Annotated in this window: 15 protein-coding genes; 9 read left to right on the plus strand and 6 right to left on the minus strand. The window is 62.6% G+C overall.

The window, feature by feature from the left end:
• Positions 1-26 precede the first annotated feature (26 nt).
• Positions 27-578, plus strand: coding sequence for a hypothetical protein (locus AAIL66_RS08945; protein ID WP_034352845.1), 552 nt, complete (start codon positions 27-29; stop codon positions 576-578).
• A gap of 84 nt (positions 579-662) precedes the next feature.
• On the opposite strand, the gene dctP is transcribed toward AAIL66_RS08945, so the two are convergent.
• The 5 genes from dctP to xseB all read right to left on the minus strand — a co-directional run bounded on the left by dctP (position 663) and on the right by xseB (position 6,448).
• The gene (gene dctP / locus AAIL66_RS08950) at positions 663-1,745 is read right to left on the minus strand and encodes a TRAP transporter substrate-binding protein DctP (protein WP_003069176.1); all 1,083 of its coding nucleotides are present in this window, start codon (positions 1,743-1,745) and stop codon (positions 663-665) included.
• Between the two features lie 187 nt (positions 1,746-1,932).
• A complete protein-coding gene (locus AAIL66_RS08955) occupies positions 1,933-3,015 on the minus strand; it encodes an ABC transporter substrate-binding protein (protein ID WP_034352848.1) in 1,083 nt (360 codons plus the stop codon).
• Between the two features lie 279 nt (positions 3,016-3,294).
• A complete protein-coding gene (dxs, locus tag AAIL66_RS08960; RefSeq protein WP_034352851.1) occupies positions 3,295-5,163 on the minus strand; it encodes a 1-deoxy-D-xylulose-5-phosphate synthase in 1,869 nt (622 codons plus the stop codon).
• Positions 5,164-5,228: 65 nt separating this feature from the next.
• A complete protein-coding gene (locus AAIL66_RS08965; RefSeq protein WP_045839982.1) occupies positions 5,229-6,170 on the minus strand; it encodes a polyprenyl synthetase family protein in 942 nt (313 codons plus the stop codon).
• A gap of 38 nt (positions 6,171-6,208) precedes the next feature.
• Positions 6,209-6,448 (minus strand): exodeoxyribonuclease VII small subunit, encoded by a 240-nt coding sequence (xseB, locus tag AAIL66_RS08970; RefSeq protein WP_003069159.1) that lies wholly within the window; start codon positions 6,446-6,448, stop codon positions 6,209-6,211.
• Between the two features lie 433 nt (positions 6,449-6,881).
• Between xseB and AAIL66_RS08975 the strand changes: the two genes are divergently transcribed.
• The 5 genes from AAIL66_RS08975 (at position 6,882) to flhC (ending at position 11,671) form a co-directional block, all read left to right on the plus strand.
• Complete coding sequence (locus tag AAIL66_RS08975; protein ID WP_034352859.1) at positions 6,882-8,021, plus strand: aromatic ring-hydroxylating dioxygenase subunit alpha; 1,140 nt, start codon at positions 6,882-6,884, stop codon at positions 8,019-8,021.
• Between the two features lie 83 nt (positions 8,022-8,104).
• Positions 8,105-9,019 carry a DMT family transporter gene (locus AAIL66_RS08980; RefSeq protein ID WP_034352862.1) on the plus strand — a complete coding sequence of 305 codons (915 nt, stop codon included), beginning with the start codon at positions 8,105-8,107 and terminating at the stop codon, positions 9,017-9,019.
• A 207-nt stretch (positions 9,020-9,226) separates the two neighbouring features.
• Positions 9,227-10,138 (plus strand): sulfurtransferase, encoded by a 912-nt coding sequence (locus AAIL66_RS08985; protein WP_034380569.1) that lies wholly within the window; start codon positions 9,227-9,229, stop codon positions 10,136-10,138.
• A gap of 616 nt (positions 10,139-10,754) precedes the next feature.
• Positions 10,755-11,081, plus strand: a complete 327-nt coding sequence (flhD, locus tag AAIL66_RS08990; protein ID WP_003069145.1) for a flagellar transcriptional regulator FlhD — start codon at positions 10,755-10,757, stop codon at positions 11,079-11,081.
• 38 nt (positions 11,082-11,119) lie between these two features.
• On the plus strand, positions 11,120-11,671 hold the full coding sequence (gene flhC / locus AAIL66_RS08995) for a flagellar transcriptional regulator FlhC (RefSeq protein ID WP_003052834.1): 552 nt from the start codon (positions 11,120-11,122) through the stop codon (positions 11,669-11,671).
• A gap of 443 nt (positions 11,672-12,114) precedes the next feature.
• Here the strand turns inward: flhC and ppc are convergent, their stop codons facing one another.
• Positions 12,115-14,964, minus strand: a complete 2,850-nt coding sequence (gene ppc, locus AAIL66_RS09000) for a phosphoenolpyruvate carboxylase (RefSeq protein WP_034352866.1) — start codon at positions 14,962-14,964, stop codon at positions 12,115-12,117.
• Positions 14,965-15,042: 78 nt separating this feature from the next.
• On the opposite strand from ppc, the gene hemC reads away from it, so the two are divergent.
• From hemC to AAIL66_RS09015, 3 genes are read left to right on the plus strand one after another with little or no spacing between them, the layout of a single operon-like run.
• Complete coding sequence (hemC, locus tag AAIL66_RS09005; protein ID WP_054075193.1) at positions 15,043-15,987, plus strand: hydroxymethylbilane synthase; 945 nt, start codon at positions 15,043-15,045, stop codon at positions 15,985-15,987.
• Between the two features lie 13 nt (positions 15,988-16,000).
• Positions 16,001-16,846: a uroporphyrinogen-III synthase gene (locus AAIL66_RS09010; RefSeq protein WP_343496526.1), complete on the plus strand. Its 846-nt coding sequence runs from the start codon at positions 16,001-16,003 to the stop codon at positions 16,844-16,846.
• A complete protein-coding gene (locus AAIL66_RS09015) occupies positions 16,843-17,958 on the plus strand; it encodes a uroporphyrinogen-III C-methyltransferase (RefSeq protein ID WP_343496527.1) in 1,116 nt (371 codons plus the stop codon). Before AAIL66_RS09010 ends, AAIL66_RS09015 begins: the two co-directional genes overlap by 4 nt.
• Positions 17,959-17,971 lie beyond the last annotated feature (13 nt).

The raw sequence follows: 17,971 nt of genomic DNA on the forward strand, positions 1-17,971 counted from the left end.
ATTTGCTGTTTTCCCAGAAAACCGCAATGACCATCGCCGAATTGCTGACGGCCATCCGTCAACCGTACGCAGACCTGCTGTCACAGGCCGCCAATGCCCAGGACTCTTATGTGGAGCCGGCCTATCGCAACAGCGATGGGACGCTGGCCACAGAAGGTGCATGGAATCTGCCCTGCCGGGTCGATGTCATCCCCGTATCGGAAGACAGCGCAGAACCTGTACAAGTGGATTCACAGACGCGGCTCGATTTCGAACCCATTCATTTCCGCATCGGTGATTCCGCAGTGGAGCTGCAGCCCTTTGTCTGGGACTGGCTGTCGCTGGAAGTGCAAGGTCTGACAGAAGAGAAGGCCTCCAAGGCACTCATCGACTGGTTCAACGATTGGTTTGATGGAGATGATGAAAACGAGCCGGATGCAGCGGGGCTGCAGCAGGTCGTTCACTTCATGTCGGACCCGCAAGTCCTGGCAGGAGGAGTGAAAGCGACCATAGATCTTGGCTCTGCACCTGTCGAAGCCCTGGAAGATTTGCTGTTTGCGCTATCTGACGCAGGAGCCGCTCAACTCAGGCTCGCATGATTTCGGGCACATGAAAAAACCGCAGCAAGCTGCGGTTTTTTTGCAGCCAGCGCATGGCGCCGGCAGTCTTGAGTCTGACTGGAATCAGATCTTGGCAGTCGCCATGTACTGATTGAAGGGGTACTCGGAGAAGCGGTTCCACAGAATCTGGTCGCGCTGGAAGGCGCGCATGTCCTGGTGGATCTTCTTGAATTCGGGCGACTTGGCTTCGTGCTCGGCAAACACTTCCATGGAGGCCTTGAAGCCGGCATCCATCAAAGGCTTGGGGAACATCTTGAGCTGGGTCTTGTTGGCCACCAGGCGCTTGATGGCCTGAGGGTTCAACACCTGGTACTTGCTGGTCATATCAGCGGCAGCCACGCGGGTTGCGGCGTCCAGGATCGCCTTGTTCTCGGGCGACAGCGCGTTGTACTTCTTGATGTTGATGAAGAACTCCAGCTCGGCAGAGCCTTCCCACCAGCCGGGGTAGTAGTAGTAAGGCGCAACCTTGTTGAAGCCCAGCTTTTCATCGTCGTAGGGACCGACGAACTCCACGGCGTCCAGCGTACCCTTTTCCAGAGCCTGGTAAACATCGCCTGCGGGCATGTTCTGCGCCACCACGCCCAGCTTGGCCATGGCCTCGCCGAACACGCCGCCGCCCAGACGCATCTTCAGACCCTTGAGGTCTTCCACGGTCTTGATTTCCTTGCGATACCAGCCGCCCATCTGGGTCGTGGTGTTGCCGGCCGATGCGGTCTTGAAGTTGTACTTGGCAAAGAAGGCGTCAAGGAGCTTGCGGCCGTTGCCATGATCCTTCCAGCCGTTCATCTGCAGTGCGGTCAGGCCGAAGGGCACGGCGCAGCTGAAGGCGAAGATGGGGTCCTTGCCGGTGAAGTAGTAGGCAGCGGTCTGCGCCATGTCAATGGTATCGCCCTGCAGCGCATCCACCACACCGAAAGCGGGCATCAGCTCGCCAGCGGGGTGCACCGAAATCTCGAACTTGCCGCCCGACATGGCCTTGACCAGTTGCGACAGCTTTTCAGCACTGCCGAAGATGGTGTCCAGCGACTTGGGGAAGCTGGAGGCCAGGCGCCAGCGCACAGCGGCCTGGGCGTGAACAGCAGGTGCTGCACCCGCGGCCAGAACGCCGGCGATACCGGCATTTTTCAGAATGGAACGACGATCCACTTTAGTCTCCTTGAGGAACGAATTGAGCTGATACAGACCACTGATCTATGCCAGCTTGTTTTATGCAACAGGCACAAAATGTACACGAGCCAACCGTTTCGCAAGCGCTAAAAAGTGACCGTTCGCTTAAGAAGTTCTACCTAGTGATGCGCATCAAGTCTGATGCCCAATTGAAAACAATCAATCACTACAGACGTACCGCACTCATATAGCTGGCATAGCGGAACTCGGAGAAACGATCCCAGAGCAACTGGTCGTGCTGAAATCCGCGCATGCTTCTGTGAATTTTCTTGAACTGCGCCGACCTGCCCTCATGCTCGGCCATGGTGGCCATCACGGCCTTGAACCCCGCATCCATGAGCTCGCGCGGAAAGGCTCGCAGTTGCACGCGTTCGCTGAGCAGCTTCTTGAGCGCTGCGGGGTTGTACGCCAGGTACTTGGCAGTCAGATCCTTGGCGGCCAGCGCCGCTGCGGCCTCCACCATGGCGCGCAGCTCGGGCGTCAGGGCCGCAAAGGCCTTGGCATTGATGAAATAGGCCAGCTCTGCACCGCCCTCCCACCAGCCCGGATAGTAGTAGTAAGGCGCGATCTTGCCGAAGCCCAGCTTCTGGTCGTCATAAGGGCCGACGAACTCCACCGCATCGAGGCGGTTCTTTTCCAGCGCCTGCTGCGCATCGGCAATTGGCATGTTGACGGCCTGCACGCCCAGCTTTTGCAGCGCATCACCCAGCAAGCCGCCGCCAGCGCGCATGCGCAGACCATGCAGATCCTGCACGGTCCTGATTTCCTTGCGGTACCAGCCCCCCATCTGCGTGCCGGTGTTGCCGGCACTCAGACTCTTGATGTTGTACTGGGCGTAGAAGTCATCCATGAGCTTGCGCCCGCCGCCCCACTCCATCCAGGCATCCATCTGCCGCGCCGTCAGACCAAAGGGCACGGCGCAGCCCAGTGCAAAGCAATAGTCCTTGTCGGTGAAATAGTAGGGAGCGGTCAAAGCCATTTCGACCGAGCCGTTCTGCACCCCCTCCATCACGCCAAAGGCAGGCATCAGCTCACCTGCAGAGTGCACGCTGACCTCGATCTGCCCACCGGACATGAAGCGCAGAGATTGGGCAAATTTTTCTGCTCCGCCAGAAATGGCGTCAAGGACTTTGGGAAAACTCGTCACCAAGCGCCAGCGCAGCACTTCCTGGCTGCGCACCGCAGGAGCCACGCCCGCTGCCAGCACACCAGCCATGCCCACATGTTTGACGAGTGAGCGACGATCCATGAATATTTCTCCGCTAGTAGTTGTCCATTGCAAAGCCGGCTGCAACAGCCTGATCACAGGCCGGCAGCCACAGGCATTCTAGAAACGCAGACGCCGGCCGTGTGGCGATTCGCGGTTGCCGTCAGTTTTCTTGACGACAAGCAAAGAAAAAGGCCCTTCGATGAAGGGCCTGGTTTCAGTCCATCAGGACTTACGCAAACAAGGATGCAGCAACGGCCTGCCCCATCTGGAGCGTGCATCTGCCTGAACCCGTTTTGCGTAAACGATGTCCCTGTCGCCTCAGCCCGCAGCCAGACGCTTTCGGATGGAGGCCTCGATGCCTGCCGCATCCAGCCCCTGCAGCGCAAGCAGCTTGGCGGGGTCGCCATGCTCGATGAACTCGTCGGGCAGCCCCAGCTGCAGCACGCTCTTGCTCAGGCCATGGGCGGCAAGGCTCTCCATGACGGCACTGCCAGCGCCCCCCATGACGCAGCCTTCTTCCAGCGTGACGATGAGCTCATGATCTGCAGCGATCTGGAGCAACAGCTCTTCATCGAGAGGCTTGGCCCAGCGCATATTGGCCACGCTGGCATCCAAGGCTTCGGCAGCCTGCAAGGCCGGGTACAGCAAGCTGCCGAAGGCCAGAATCGCCACCTTTTTGGAGGCCGACTCACGGCGCATCTCGCCCTTGCCAAAGGGCAGGCCTTCCAGGCTGTCAAGCGGAGTCACGCCCACCCCGGCGCCGCGCGGGTAGCGCACGCAGACAGGGTGATCCTGCTCATAGGCCGTGGTCAGCAACTGGCGCGTTTCACGTTCGTCCGCCGGGCAGGCCATGCTCATATTGGGAATGCAGCGCACAAAGGCGATGTCGTAAGCGCCAGCGTGTGTGGCACCGTCGGCGCCCACCAGACCGGCGCGGTCCAGCGCAAACACCACAGGCAGGTTCTGCAGCGCAACGTCGTGGATCAGCTGGTCATAGGCACGCTGCAAGAAAGTGGAATAGATGGCCACCACGGGCTTGACGCCTTCGCAGGCCATACCGCCGGCGAAAGTGACTGCATGCTGCTCGGCGATGCCCACGTCGTAATAGCGGCCGGGAAAGCGCTTGTGGAACTCCACCATGCCCGAGCCCTCGCGCATGGCGGGTGTGATGCCGACCAGACGCTGGTCCTTGGCCGCCATATCGCAGAGCCAGTGACCAAACACCTGGGTGAAGGTCTGCTTGGCAGGCGTGGCTGGCTTGACCAGACCGACCGCCGGGTCGAATTTCCCGGGGCCGTGATAGGCCACGGGGTCGGCCTCGGCCAGCTTGTAGCCCTGGCCTTTCTTGGTGACCACATGCAGGAACTGAGGACCCTTGAGACCCTTGATATTCTCCAGCGTGGGAATCAGCGAATCGAGATCATGACCATCGATGGGACCGATGTAGTTGAAGCCGAATTGCTCGAACATGGTGGCAGGCACGACCATGCCCTTGGCCTGTTGTTCCAGACGCTTGGCCAGCTCCAGCAAGGGCGGCACCTGCTTCAGGACGCTCTTGCCCACATCACGGGCCTTGGCGTAGAACTGGCCGCTCATCAGCTGGGCCAGATAGCGATTGAGCGCGCCCACGGGCGGGCTGATGCTCATGTCGTTGTCATTGAGGATGACCAGCAGGTTGGCGTCATGCACGCCGCCGTTGTTCAGCGCCTCGAAAGCCATGCCGGCCGTCATCGCGCCGTCACCGATCACGGCAATGGCCCGCCGGTCTTCACCTTTTTGCTTGGCGGCCAAAGCCATGCCCAGCGCAGCAGAGATGCTGGTCGACGAGTGCGCCGTGCCAAAGGTGTCGTATTCGCTCTCGGCCCGCTGGGGAAAGCCGGACAGGCCACCGAACTGGCGCAGCGTGCCCATGCGATCACGGCGACCGGTCAATATCTTGTGCGGATAAGTCTGATGGCCCACATCCCAGACGATGCGGTCATAGGGCGTGTTGAACACCGAGTGCAGCGCCACGGTCAACTCCACCGTCCCCAGGTTGGAGCTGAGGTGCCCGCCAGTCCTGGAAACGCTGTCGATCACATAGGTGCGCAGCTCTGCGGCCAGGCTTTTGAGCTGGGAGCGCGAGAGGCCGCGCATGTCTGCGGGATCGTTGATGCTGTGCAGCAGGGAAGAAGTATTCGTGGACATGTTCTATATTTTTAATAGCTGCTAGTGTTTACCAATACTGGATTACAGGGCTTCTCTATTAAATTTCAGTGGGTGCGCTGCACAACCATATCGGCCAGTGCGGCCAGGGCCTGGGTGTCGGCCAATCCGCTGCGCGTCAAGGCGGCGTGAGCCTGCTGGCGCAACTGCTCGGCATGGGCTCTTGCCGCCTCCAGCCCCAGCAGCGACACAAAAGTGGGCTTGTCATTGGCCGCATCCTTGCCGGCCGTCTTGCCCAGCGTTGCGGAGTCGGCCACCACATCCAGAATGTCGTCCACCACCTGGAAGGCCACGCCCAGTGCCTGGCCATAGTCGGTCAGCGCGGCCAGTGCCCGGGCATCGGTCTGTGCATTGCAGGCGGCCCCCATGAGCACGCTGCCCAACAGCAGCGCACCGGTCTTGAGACGGTGCATCTCGCGCAACTGCGCCTCGCTCAGTTGCTTGCCCACGCTGGCCAGGTCAATGGCCTGGCCGCCGGCCATGCCTTGGCTGCCCGCCGCTGCGCCAAGCAGGCGGCACAGCCTGGCCTGCATGGAGCAGGGAATGCCGTCGTCGTCAGGCAGCAACAACTCGAACGCCAGGGCCTGCAGGGCATCGCCGGCCAGCAGGGCCGAGGCTTCGCCAAACTGCACATGCACGGTGGGCTTGCCACGGCGCATGGTGTCATTGTCCATGCAGGGCATGTCGTCGTGCACCAGGGAATAAGCGTGAATCAGTTCTACGGCACAACCTGCGCGCAGCGTGGCCGCAGCCAGACCGCCCACCGCCTCGGCGGCCGCCCAGACCAGCAGCGGTCGCAAGCGCTTGCCGCCATCGAGCACGGCGTAGCGCATGGCCTCGCCCAGGCCCGCAGGTGCATTGATGCCCACCCAGCGCGACAGCGCATCTTCGGTGCGCGCCAGTCGCTCCTGCATCCAGACGGAAAAATCCAGGGCAGGCTTGCCCTCGTTCAAAGGCGTCGATGGTTCGGCAATCATTGATTCATTCATGGGCTGCATCTTCAAGGCAAAAAGCGCGGACGCCGGGATCAGTCCTGGGTCCAGGCGGACAGCTTGCCTTCGTCCAGTACCTTGACCTGCTCCTGCACGGCTTCGAGCTGGCTGCGGCAAAAACCCAGCAGCTCGGCCGCACGCTGGTAGCCGCTGAGCATCTGCTCCAGCGGAAGCTGACCCGATTCGATCTGCGCAATCAGTTGTTCCAGCTCCTGCAAAGCAGCTTCATAGCTGACAGGCTGTTCGGATTTTTTGGCGGCAGCGGCCTTGGGCATGGATGGTGTGGGCTATGTTGGACGAAAACGACGATTTTAGGCGTCCCTGCACCATTGGCGTGCAATGCCCGCAAAGCCGGCAGGCGGGAGATGTCTTGGCTGTGACTTCCGGTCAGGTCGATGCCGTCCGCACCAGCCTTTTTGACGACCTGCCACGGTTTGCGGACGGCTGGCAGCTTGCTGACAGGACCCTTCGCTACAACGTCGAAATAACGTCAATACACGTACCAGAAAAACGGAAATAACCCCACAGCCTATAATCCCATTCCCGTCAAGCCGGCCACGTGCCTGGTCATCCGGTCGGGCAAACGAGTCGGCTGGCCATGCGCCACCGTCCATTGCCTGAGGCCCGTGTCCAGACAAGGCCGGTTTCGTTTTTTACCGTGTGCGCACGTGCACCCTCCCTGTGGGGAGTCTTTAGGTCAGGTCATCCATGACTGATTTAAGTCTTCAACTGCAGCAGGCCGCAAGCCAACTACCAGTTTCAAGTTATTTCGACGAGGCGCTGTTCCAGCGTGAGTTGGAAACGATTTTCAAGCGCGGCCCGCGCTACGTGGGTCACCAGCTGGCCGTTCCCGAGATAGGCGACTACTACGCCCTGCCTCAGGAAAAAGAGGGGCGGGCGCTGGTACGCAATGCCAAAGGCGAGATCGAGCTGATCTCCAACGTCTGCCGCCACCGCCAGGCGGTGATGCTCAAGGGGCGCGGCAATCTGCTGTCCGAAGGCAAGGGCCATGCCGGAGGCAATATCGTCTGCCCGCTGCACCGCTGGACCTACAGCACCAGCGGCGAGCTGCTGGGCGCCCCGCATTTCAGCCACGACCCCTGCCTGAACCTCAACAACTACCGTCTGCGCGAGTGGAACGGACTGCTGTTCGAGGACAACGGCCGCGACATAGAGGCCGATCTGGCCGGCATGAAGCTGCGCGAGCAGCTCCGGTTCGACGGCTTCGTGCTCGACCATGTCGAGATGCACGAGTGCAACTACAACTGGAAGACCTTTATCGAGGTCTATCTGGAGGACTATCACGTCGGCCCCTTCCACCCCGGTCTGGGCAACTTCGTCACCTGCGACGATCTGAAGTGGGAATTCGCCAGCGAGTACTCGGTGCAGACCGTGGGCGTGGCCCCCGGCTTCGGCAACCCGGGCTCGGACATCTACAAGAAGTGGCACGAGGTGCTGCTGGCCTACCGCAACGGCGAACTGCCCGATCGCGGCGCCATCTGGCTGACCTACTACCCCCACATCATGGTGGAGTGGTATCCGCATGTGCTGACCGTCTCGACCCTGCACCCGCTGGCCGTGGACCGGACGCTGAATGTGGTGGAGTTCTTCTACCCTGAGGAAATCGCCGCCTTCGAGCCCGAGTTCGTGCAGGCCCAGAAGGCCGCCTACATGGAAACCTGCATCGAGGACGACGAGATCGCCGAGCGCATGGACGGCGGCCGCAGGGCGCTTTATGAACGCGGCGACAACGAGGTCGGCCCCTATCAGAGCCCCATGGAAGACGGCATGCAACATTTCCATGAGTGGTATCGCCGCATCATGGGCGACAGCGTCCCCCAACGCTGAATGAGGTAAGCCTCAAGACTGATAGCTGCTATCGCTTACCCCATAAGCACAGCAGCTATTTTTTATGCTGAATTGAGCGAGATATGCAAGCCCTGTGGATGGTGTTGGCCGCGTTGATTTTTGCGGTCATGAGTGTGTGTGTGAAGTTTGCCTCCCAGGACTTCAATGCGGCGGAGATCGTGTTCTACCGCGGCCTGGTCAGCATGGCGCTGCTGGTCTGGCTGGCCAGGCGCAGCGGCGTGACGCTGACCACCCAGTACTCGCGCGAGCATGCCTGGCGCAGCTTTGTCGGCGTGATCTCCATGGGTGCCTGGTTCTACGCCATCGGCCATCTGCCGCTGGCCACGGCCACCACGCTCAACTCCATGAGCAGCATCTGGATGGCGGTCTTTCTCATCGCCCAGGGCCTGTGGATGCGCCACACGCTGCGCAAATCCTATGCGGCCGAGCCCGAAACCCGCCGCGCCATTCCGCCCTTTCCCTGGGGCCTGGTGTCCACGGTGGTAGCGGGCTTTGTCGGCGTGCTGCTGGTGCTGCGCCCGACCAGCGCCCCGGCCAGCGAATGGGTGGCCGCACTCGGCGGCCTGTTTGGCGGCATGTTTGCGGCCATGGCCTATATGCAGGTGACCACCCTGTCGCGCCTGGGCGAACCTGAAACCCGCGTGGTGTTCTATTTCTCGGTGGGATCGGCCATTGCCGGCGGCATCACCATGCTGTTCACCGGCATCTCGCCCTTCCCCGGCTGGAGCGCTCTGTGGCTGCTGCCCGTGGGCGTGCTGGCCGCCGTGGCCCAGGTCTGCATGACCAAAGCCTATGCCTCGGCCGGCAGCAAGAGCAACACCCTGGTCGTCGCCAATCTGCAGTACTCGGGCATTGTGTTTGCCGCCCTGCTCAGCCTGGTGCTGTTCGGCGAAAGCATCCCTCTGATCGGCTGGCTGGGCATTGTGCTCATCGTTGCCAGCGGAGCCGCAGCAACCGCCTTACGCTCCAGGGGCTAGCCATGGCAGCGGTGCCTGGCGCCTTCGCCATGCACGTCAGCAGCCCCAGCCTGCCGCGCAGTCCACGCCGGATCTGCGCGGCTTGCCATATCCAAACAATGAAGCCTGCAGGGCTCAGGCGCTGCGACCCGATCGCATAATGGTCTGCATGCCGCAAGACTGCACGCCATGCCGTCTGCAGCCGTTCAATCTTTGGAGCAGCAAGCCATGAACCACTCGGCGCCCGAGCACTACAACACCCTGATTTCCGTCGAAGAGCTGGCCCGGCTCAAGGCCAGCGGCAAGCCCTTGATGGTGTTTGACTGCAGCTTTGACCTCATGAATCCGCCTGCCGGCCGCGAGCAATATCTGCAGGTCCATATCGATGGCGCCCTGTTCGCCGATCTGGACAAAGACCTCAGCGCACCGCACGGAGCACCCGGCGAAGACGGCCAGGTCGCCACCAGCGTGCAATCGGCCTCCGGCGGCCGCCACCCCCTGCCCACGCGCGAGCGCTTTTCCGCCTGGCTGTCGTCCATAGGCTTTGCCAACAATATGCAGGCCGTGGTCTATGACCGCAACGCCGCCAATTACTGCGGCCGCCTGTGGTGGATGCTGCGCTGGGCCGGCCACGATGCCGTGGCAGTGCTCGATGGTGGACTGCAGGCCTGGCAGGCGGCCGGCCAGGCGGTGGGCAGCAAGGAAGAGCCCCGCCATTTCCAGTCCAACTTTGAACTGGGCCAGCCGCTGGAGACACTCAAGACCGTAGGCCAGGTCGAGGCCGACCTGGGCCAGGCCACCCAGACCCTCATCGATGCCCGGGCCCCGGCCCGCTACCGCGGCGAGGTCGAGCCCCTGGACCCCGTGGCAGGCCATATTCCGGGTGCACTGAATCGGCCGTTCAGCAGCAATATCGCGGCCGATGGACGCTTCAAGCCCGCAGCGCTGCTCAAAGCCGAGTTTGATCAGTTGCTGGCCGGACGCGATCCCGCCAGCGTGGTGCACCAGTGCGGCAGCGGTGTCAGTGCCACGCCCAATGTGCTGGCCATGCGCATTGCCGGCTTTGCGCCCACAGCCTTGTTTGCCGGCAGCTGGAGCGAGTGGTGCAGCCAGCCCTCCCGCCCGGCCGAGCGAGGCTGAGCTGCCATATGCCGGTGTCGCGTCAGGCACCGGCTTTGAACAAGCACGCTCCCCCGCGTTTGCCGGGTTCACTCCCTGGGCCGCGGACAGAGCGCACCGTGATCACCGTAGACAGGCGCAAGCGCGGTGCGGCACGCTTGCTCAGCGCCAAGCCAGACCAGACCAGGCCCATTGCTTCTCGGCGCTCCGGGCCTTGGCGAAATGGCCGAGGACCATGTCCGCACTCGCATGTCGATGCAGCTTGGCAACCCGGATCCGGGCCGCTATCACAGGAAATCCCAGCGGCCTTTTTTTCATAGGCGATCAGATACCGAATAAAAAGCCGCCTATTTGCTCGTTTGTCATCTTCCGGACAGATTCACAATACATGCACCAGTGGAATCCGGCCTGACGCAATGTCAGCCCCCACCCGGCACTCCGAGTCATCCCGAAGGACGGCAAGGCAGTAAGGGAAATCCTACATGCCTGCCTGTGAAACCAGACCGGCGATACCGACGCTCCCCGACTTCAGTTCGATCAGGGCTTGAAACACAATTCATTTCAACAGATCGAAACACTTTTAACGTCTTGTTTGTGTGCGCCGTGACGGTCTGTCGAGATTGAAAGGACTGGACCCATGAACAACGAACAACTGCTTGCCGAGATCCGCGAAGCCAACCTCACCTATCTGATGCTGGCCCAGACCCTGATCCGCCAGGACAAGGCCGAGGCCGTGTTCCGTCTGGGTCTGAACGAAGAGTCCTGCGACCTGCTGGGCTCGCTGTCTTCGGCCCAGGTGCTCAAGCTGGCATCGCGCAACACCTTGCTGGCCAGCTTCCGCGCCGACGACGAAATGGTCTGGAGCCTGCTGACCAACCACAGCAGCAACAAGATCGGCAATGCCGCCACCAATACGCTGCACGCCAACATCCTGATGGCCAGCCGTGTCTCCGAAGTGCTCTGAGCACCCGCTAGCGACTACCTGGTTTTAAGGAGAGATTGATGCCCGCCGCCAAGACTGCCACCAAAAGCGTTCTGAACGAATCCAAGCAAATCGAGCGCGCCGCCATGCTCATCGAGATGGGCGCCCGCATGCAGGTGCTGGAGTCCGAGACCACGCTGTCTTATGAACGCCTGATCCGGCTGTACAAGGAAATCTCGGGCAAGTCTCCGTCCAAGGGCCAGTTGCCGTTTTCCACGGACTGGTTTCTGACCTGGCAGGAAAATATCCACAGCTCGCTGTTCCTCAACATCTACGAATACCTGTCCAAGGGCGTGGAGCTGGACTCGGCCGAGCAACTGACCAAGGCCTACCGCCTCTATACCGAGCAGATCCAGGCGGCCGAACTCGAGGTGCTGCTGTCCTTTACCCGCGCCTGGCGCCTCGTGAAGTTTGTCGATGCGCAGATGCTGACGCGCACGCAATGCTCGGTCTGCAAGGGCCAGTTCGTGACCGAGCCCTACGAGAATGCGCGCCACTACCAGTGCGGCCTGTGCAACCCTCCCGCGCGCGCCGGCAAGAGCAAGGCCGCCGGATCCTTAATGCTTCACTAACCCCCTGAGCGGCTGCGCCGCTTCCCCCTCTCTCTTCGGGATGGGGACGGCAGCCTCGCTGCGCGGCGGCGCTTGCTCGCTGCCTCCGGCCTGGAGCACGCCAGTTTTAAAGCTCAACTTTCATAGCTGGTAGCGCCATACAACAAAGGGTTTGAAGCATTTATTGGCCTCAAACCCTTTATGCGTTGGCGCATGCAGCTCCTAAAGATGCAGCCTATCTTCCGTGATCTGCTGCGGCGGCTTCAGCGTGTCCGGCCTTGATGGCCGAGAAACTGCGACAGCGCTTGCTGGATGGCTCGCCATGCAAGCGCGCTTGTTTGAGGACTCTTCAACTTCCATAGCTGGTAGCGCCATTCAACAAAGGATTTAAAGCAGATAAATGCTTCAAACCCTTTATTCATTGGCGACATAAGCTCCCAATTCAGGAGCAGCCATCAGCGACCTCAACCCGTGTTGCGCACTCCGGCGGCAATGCCGTTGATGGACAGGTGGATGCCGTTCTTGACCCTGTCGTCAGTCTGTCCCGCACGCCAGCGGCGCACCAGCTCTACCTGCAGGTGGTTCAGCGGATCGATATAGGGGAAGCGGTGGCGGATGGAGCGCGCCAATGCGGAGTTGTGCTCCAGGCGCTGCTTGTCGCCCGTGATCTGGTTGAGCGCTTCCACCGTGCTCTGCCACTCGGCTTCGATCGCGCCGAAGATGCGGCGGCGCAAGCGCGTGTCGGTCACCAGCTCGCTGTAGCGCGAGGCCAGGTTCAGGTCGCTCTTGGCCAGCACCATGTCCATGTTCGAGAGCAAGGTGCGGAAGAACGGCCACTGGCGGTACATCTTCTGCAGCAGCGCCAGTTGCGCCTTGGCATCCTTGCCCGGACGGTGGATAAAGGCCTGGATCGCCGAGCCGAAACCGTACCAGCCCGGCAGCGTCAGTCGGCACTGGCCCCAGCTGAAGCCCCAGGGAATGGCGCGCAGGTCCTCGATGGCCTGAGTCGCCTTGCGCGATGCGGGGCGCGAGCCGATATTGAGTTCGGCGATCTCGCGAATCGGCGTGCTGCTGAAGAAGTAATTGGTAAAGCCCGGAGTCTCGTAGACCAGCGCGCGATAAGCCGCCATGCTGGTTTCGGACAGAAACGCCGCGGCTTCCAGGAAGGCCTTGGTCGCCGGCTTGGTCGGCTGCAGCAGCGTGGCCTCCAGCGTGGCGGCCACCAGGGTCTCCAGGTTGCGGCGTCCGATCTCGGGGTTGGCGTATTTGGAAGCGATGACCTCGCCCTGCTCGGTCAAGCGGATCTGACCGCGCACCGTGCCTGGCGGCTGCGCCAGAATGGCCTGGTAGCTGGGGCCGCCGCCACGCCCCACGGTGCCGCCGCGGCCGTGGAACATGCGCAGCCGGATGCCGTAGTGATCGGCCAGATCGTCAAACAGATCGACCAGCGCAATCTCGGCCCGGTATAGCTCCCAGTTGCTGGTGAAGATGCCGCCGTCCTTGTTGCTGTCGCTGTAGCCCAGCATGATGTCCTGCTCGCCACCGCTTTTTCGGACCAGCTCGGCAATGCCGGGCAACTGGTAGTAGCGGCGCATGATGGGCGCGGCATTGCGCAGGTCCTCGATGGTCTCGAACAGCGGCACCACGATCAGATCGCATTGCGCGCCGTCCTGCAGGGTGCCGCGCAGCAGGCCCACTTCCTTTTGCAAAAGCAGCACCTCGAGCAGATCGCTGACGGTCTCGGTGTGGCTGATGATGCAATGACGAATCGCCTCGCTGCCCAGGCGCTCGCGCAGGCGCTTGGCGGTCTCGAAGATGGCCAGCTCGCTGCGGGTGTGGTCACCGTAGTCAGCGCCCATCACGCGCAAGGGTCGTGCGTCTTCGAGCAGGCGCACCAGCAGCGCGCATTTGGCGTCTTCTTCGAGCAGGCTGTAATCGAGCTCGACCTTGGCGACCGAGAGCAGCTCGCGCACCACTTCCTCGTGCTTGTCCGAGCTTTGGCGCAGGTCCACCGTGGACAGATAGAAGCCAAAGACCCGCACGGCACGCATCAGCGGGCGCAGGCGCTGCGGCGCCAGGGCATCGCCGTGATAGCGCGACAGCGAGTCGTCAATGATCTGCAGATCGGCCAGAAAGGCGTCGGCCGATGCATAGGCATTCTGGGGCGCCACGGCATGGCGTGCCGCCTCGCCGCCCGTCAGCTGCCTGAGCGTCGCGGCCAGCCGCGCATAAATGCCCGTCAGCGCCCGGCGATAAGGCTCGTCGCTACGATGCACATTGTGGTCGGGCGAAGCATCGGCCAGTGCCTGCATCTCGGACGTGATGTCCACCAGATTGGCCGACAGCGACAGCTCGCCGCCCAGATAGTGCACCTCGCGCAGATAGTGGCGCAGCGCCACATCGGCCTGGCGCGACAGGGCCAGCTCCAGACTCTCGGCCGTCACAAAGGGGTTGCCGTCGCGATCACCGCCAATCCATTGGCCCATGCGCAAAAAGCTCTGCTCGGGCAGCTTCTCGCCCAGCTCCTGCTCCAGCTGCTCGTAGATCTTGGGGATCTCCTGCAGGAACGTGGCCTCGTAATAGGACAGAGCGTTCTCGATCTCGTCGGCCACCGTCAGCTTGGAATGACGCAGCAGCCGCGTCTGCCACAGCTGGGCCACGCAGGCTCGCAGTTGCGCCTCCACCCGCGTCAGCTCGCGTGGGGTCAGCGCGTCCTTGGCGCTGTTGTAGAGCTGGGCGCGCATCAGGATATCGTCGCGCTCGGCCAGCAACTGGGCGATGCGGCGCTCGGCCGTCAGAATGCTCTGGCGCTGCACCTCGGTGGGGTGAGCAGTCAGCACGGGCGAGATGAAACTCTTGGCCAGCGTATCGACCACGGTGGCCGTCGAGATGCCCGCCCAGCGCAGGCGCGCCAGTGCCACCTCGATGCTGCCTTCCTGCGTGTTGCCGGCGCGCTCGTGCACGGCGCGGCGGCGGATGTGGTGGCGGTCTTCGGCCAGATTGGCCAGGTGCGAGAAGTAGGTGAAGGCGCGAATCACGCTCACCGTCTGATCGCTGGACAGTCCCTTGAGCAGCTTCTTGAGCGCCTTGTCGGCCGCCTCGTCGGCATCGCGCCTGAAGGCCACCGATAGCTGGCGCACCTGCTCGACCAGCTCGTAGGCCGGCCCGCCTTCCTGCTCGCGAATCACATCGCCCAGAATGCGCCCCAGCAGCCGTATGTCCTCGATCAGCGGCAAATCCTTGTCGGTCTTGCGCACCGGCTTGTCGCCATGTTTGTCTGTATGTGCGGCGCTCTTGGGGCGGGCGGAAGGCATGAACTATTCTCCTTGGGCACGGTGTAGGGCAACTTGCCATGCTAGCATTCCCCGTTACCCGCTTGAGACCGCGCCGTCATGAAATTTTCTGCATCCTCACCCACATCCATCGTCATTGCCACACGTGAGAGCCAGCTGGCCATGTGGCAGGCCGAGCATGTGCAGGCGATCTTGCGCGGCCGCGGCCACAGCGTCGATCTGCTGGGGATGACGACCAAGGGCGACCAGATTCTGGACCGAGCCCTGTCCAAGGTGGGCGGCAAGGGTCTGTTCGTCAAGGAGCTTGAAGTGGCTCTCGAGGAAGGGCGCGCCGATCTGGCCGTACATTCCTTGAAGGATGTGCCCATGGAGCTGCCCGAGGGCTTTGTGCTGGCCTGCGTGATGACGCGCGAAGACCCGCGCGACGCCTTTGTCTCCAACCGCTATGCATCGCTGGACGAGCTGCCCCAGGGGGCCGTGGTCGGCACCTCCAGCCTGCGTCGCCAGGCCCTGCTGCAGGCGCTGCGCCCCGATCTCAGGATCGAGGCCCTGCGCGGCAATGTCAACACCCGCTTGCGCAAGCTCGACGAAGGTCAGTACGACGCCATCGTGCTGGCAGCCGCCGGCCTGATGCGCCTGGAGATGAGCGAGCGCATCCGCGCCAGGTTCGACCCGGCCCAGATGCTGCCCGCTGCCGGTCAGGGCGCGCTGGGCATTGAGGTGCGCGCGGATCGCCAGGACATCATCGACGCCCTGGCCCCGCTGGCCCATATGCCCACCTGGCTGACCGTGACCGCCGAGCGAGCCGTCAGTCGCTGCATGGGCGGCAGCTGCTCCATGCCGCTGGCCGCCTACGGCCGCTTTGAAGGCGACACCCTGCACATGGATGCAGCCTGGGGCGATATGGAGGGCAGCAAGGGCCTGGTGCGCGTGCAGGCCAGCGCCAGCGTCACGGACTTTGCCAGCGCCAACGCTCTGGGCGAGCAACTGGCCGCGCAGCTGCAAGCCGCGGGTGCCGTGCCTGCGGCGCCCAGGCAGGACTGAGCCGCGCCTGCCCATGCGCCGCGTTCTGGTCACCCGCCCCTTGCATGATGCAAAACCCTGGGTCGATGCGTTTCGCGCCCGCGGCCTGCTGGCCGAGGCCTTGCCGCTGATAGGCATAGGGCCCTGCACAGACCCGGCTGCACACCAGGCTCTGCTGAAGGCGCGACAGTTGGCGCTGAAACCCGGTCACTACCGGGCCGTGATGTTTGTCAGCGGCAATGCGGTGCAGTATTTTTTTGCCCAGGATCAAACTCCAGCGTTCGATGCTGAAGCGTTGCTAGCGCCTGATACCAGGGCGTGGACCCCCGGCCCGGGCACAGAGCGGGCCCTGCTAGAAGCAGGACTGGCCTCTCTCCAGATCGACGGCCCTTCGCCTGACGCAGCGCAGTTCGAGTCCGAAGCGCTTTGGCAGAACGTCCACGGCCAGGTTCGCCCTGGCGACCGCGTGCTGATCGTGCGCGGCACCAGCCCTTCGACCGCCCCTGTCGTCGGTAATGCAGGCATGCAAATCCCGTCCACACAAGGTGCAGGCCGTGACTGGCTGGCATCCCGGCTGCGCGAAGCCGGAGCCGAGGTGGAACTGCTGGCTGTGTATGAGCGCCAGCTTCCCGTATGGACGGCGCAGCAGCTGGATTTGGCCCGGCAAGCCGCCAGCGACGGCAGCCTGTGGCTGTTCAGCAGCTCGGAAGCTGTTGCCAACCTGCAACAGCTGCTACCCCAGCAGCAATGGCACTCTGGGTTAGCGCTCACCACCCATGAACGCATTGCCAGCAAAGCACTTTCAGCAGGTTTCGGTCGGGTTTTGCACAGTCGCCCAAGTCTGGACGATGTGGTTGCGTCTATAGAATCGGCTCTATGAGCTCCGATGCCATCCCCACCTCCGACAACCAACCCTCAGCCTCCCCTTCCAGCCAGGACCCTTCCGTGCCCGCTCAGACCGGGCGTGGTGCGCCCACAGCTCTGGTGCTGACGCTGGGAGCGGTGGCTGCCGCAGCCCTGGTCGCCTGCGGCATGCTGTGGCAGCGCGTGGGCAATATGCAGGAGCAGCTGGCGCGTCAGTCGGCGCAGTCCGGCGCGCAGTCGGTGGAGGCTCGCACCCTGGCCAAGGACGCCCAAGATCTGGCTCGCGACAGCGCAGCGCGTGTCTCCGTGATGGAGGCGCGTGTGGCCGAACTCAGCCTGCAACGCAACCAGCTCGAAGAGCTGATGCAAAGCATGTCGCGCTCGCGCGATGAAAACCTCGTGGCTGATATCGAATCCTCGATACGCATGGCCCAGCAACAGGCTGAACTCTCAGGCAGCCTGCAGCCATTGGTGGCGAGCCTCAAATCAGCCAGAAAGCGCGTGGAAAGCACGGCCCAGCCGCGTCTGGCGCCCGTCGTGCGCGCCATTGATCTGGATCTGGACAAGCTCTCGCGCATGAGCGTGACGGACACCACGGGGGTGCTCAGCCGTATCGAAGACCTGATTCGCCAGGTGGATGACCTGGCTCTCATCAACGATGTGGGCCGCCCGCGTGCGCGCGATGCCCAGCCCCGCAAGACGGCGGCCGCTCATGACACGCCCGAGGACGCCAGTCTCTCCCTCACTCAATGGGCCTGGTGGCAGGGCCAGGGTCAGCGGGTCTGGGACTCCTTCAAGGATGGCGCGGCCGATCTGGTGCGCGTGCGCCGCATCGATCACCCCGAGGTGGCCCTGCTGGCCCCCGAGCAGGGCTATTTTCTGCGCGAGAACCTCAAGCTGCAACTGCTCAACGCCCGTCTGGCCCTGCTGTCGCGCCAGTGGGAATCGGCGCGCGCCGACCTCAGCGCTGCTGGCACCCTGCTCAACAAATACTTTGACGCACGCTCACGGCGCACTCAGATCGCCCAGGCTCAGTTGCAGCAGATTCAGGCCAATCTGCATACGGGCGGACGCGTGGAGCTTGAAGACACGCTGAACGCTCTGACCACAGCGGCCGCCGGCCGCTAATCGAGGAGGACAC

The sequence above is a fragment of the Comamonas sp. F1-6 genome (genome assembly GCF_039581415.1).
Taxonomy (GTDB): Bacteria; Pseudomonadota; Gammaproteobacteria; order Burkholderiales; family Burkholderiaceae_C; genus Comamonas; species Comamonas thiooxydans.

Bases quoted from the DNA above. Each gene is read 5' to 3' on its own strand.
- AAIL66_RS08945 (WP_034352845.1), top strand. From the start codon at position 27: ATGACCATCGCCGAATTGCTGACGGCCATCCGTCAACCGTACGCAGAC.
- AAIL66_RS08955 (WP_034352848.1), bottom strand. From the start codon at position 3,015: ATGGATCGTCGCTCACTCGTCAAACATGTGGGCATGGCTGGTGTGCTG.
- dxs (WP_034352851.1), bottom strand. From the start codon at position 5,163: ATGTCCACGAATACTTCTTCCCTGCTGCACAGCATCAACGATCCCGCA.
- AAIL66_RS08965 (WP_045839982.1), bottom strand. From the start codon at position 6,170: ATGAATGAATCAATGATTGCCGAACCATCGACGCCTTTGAACGAGGGC.
- xseB (WP_003069159.1), bottom strand. From the start codon at position 6,448: ATGCCCAAGGCCGCTGCCGCCAAAAAATCCGAACAGCCTGTCAGCTAT.
- AAIL66_RS08975 (WP_034352859.1), top strand. From the start codon at position 6,882: ATGACTGATTTAAGTCTTCAACTGCAGCAGGCCGCAAGCCAACTACCA.
- AAIL66_RS08980 (WP_034352862.1), top strand. From the start codon at position 8,105: ATGCAAGCCCTGTGGATGGTGTTGGCCGCGTTGATTTTTGCGGTCATG.
- AAIL66_RS08985 (WP_034380569.1), top strand. From the start codon at position 9,227: ATGAACCACTCGGCGCCCGAGCACTACAACACCCTGATTTCCGTCGAA.
- flhD (WP_003069145.1), top strand. From the start codon at position 10,755: ATGAACAACGAACAACTGCTTGCCGAGATCCGCGAAGCCAACCTCACC.
- flhC (WP_003052834.1), top strand. From the start codon at position 11,120: ATGCCCGCCGCCAAGACTGCCACCAAAAGCGTTCTGAACGAATCCAAG.
- ppc (WP_034352866.1), bottom strand. From the start codon at position 14,964: ATGCCTTCCGCCCGCCCCAAGAGCGCCGCACATACAGACAAACATGGC.
- hemC (WP_054075193.1), top strand. From the start codon at position 15,043: ATGAAATTTTCTGCATCCTCACCCACATCCATCGTCATTGCCACACGT.
- AAIL66_RS09010 (WP_343496526.1), top strand. From the start codon at position 16,001: ATGCGCCGCGTTCTGGTCACCCGCCCCTTGCATGATGCAAAACCCTGG.
- AAIL66_RS09015 (WP_343496527.1), top strand. From the start codon at position 16,843: ATGAGCTCCGATGCCATCCCCACCTCCGACAACCAACCCTCAGCCTCC.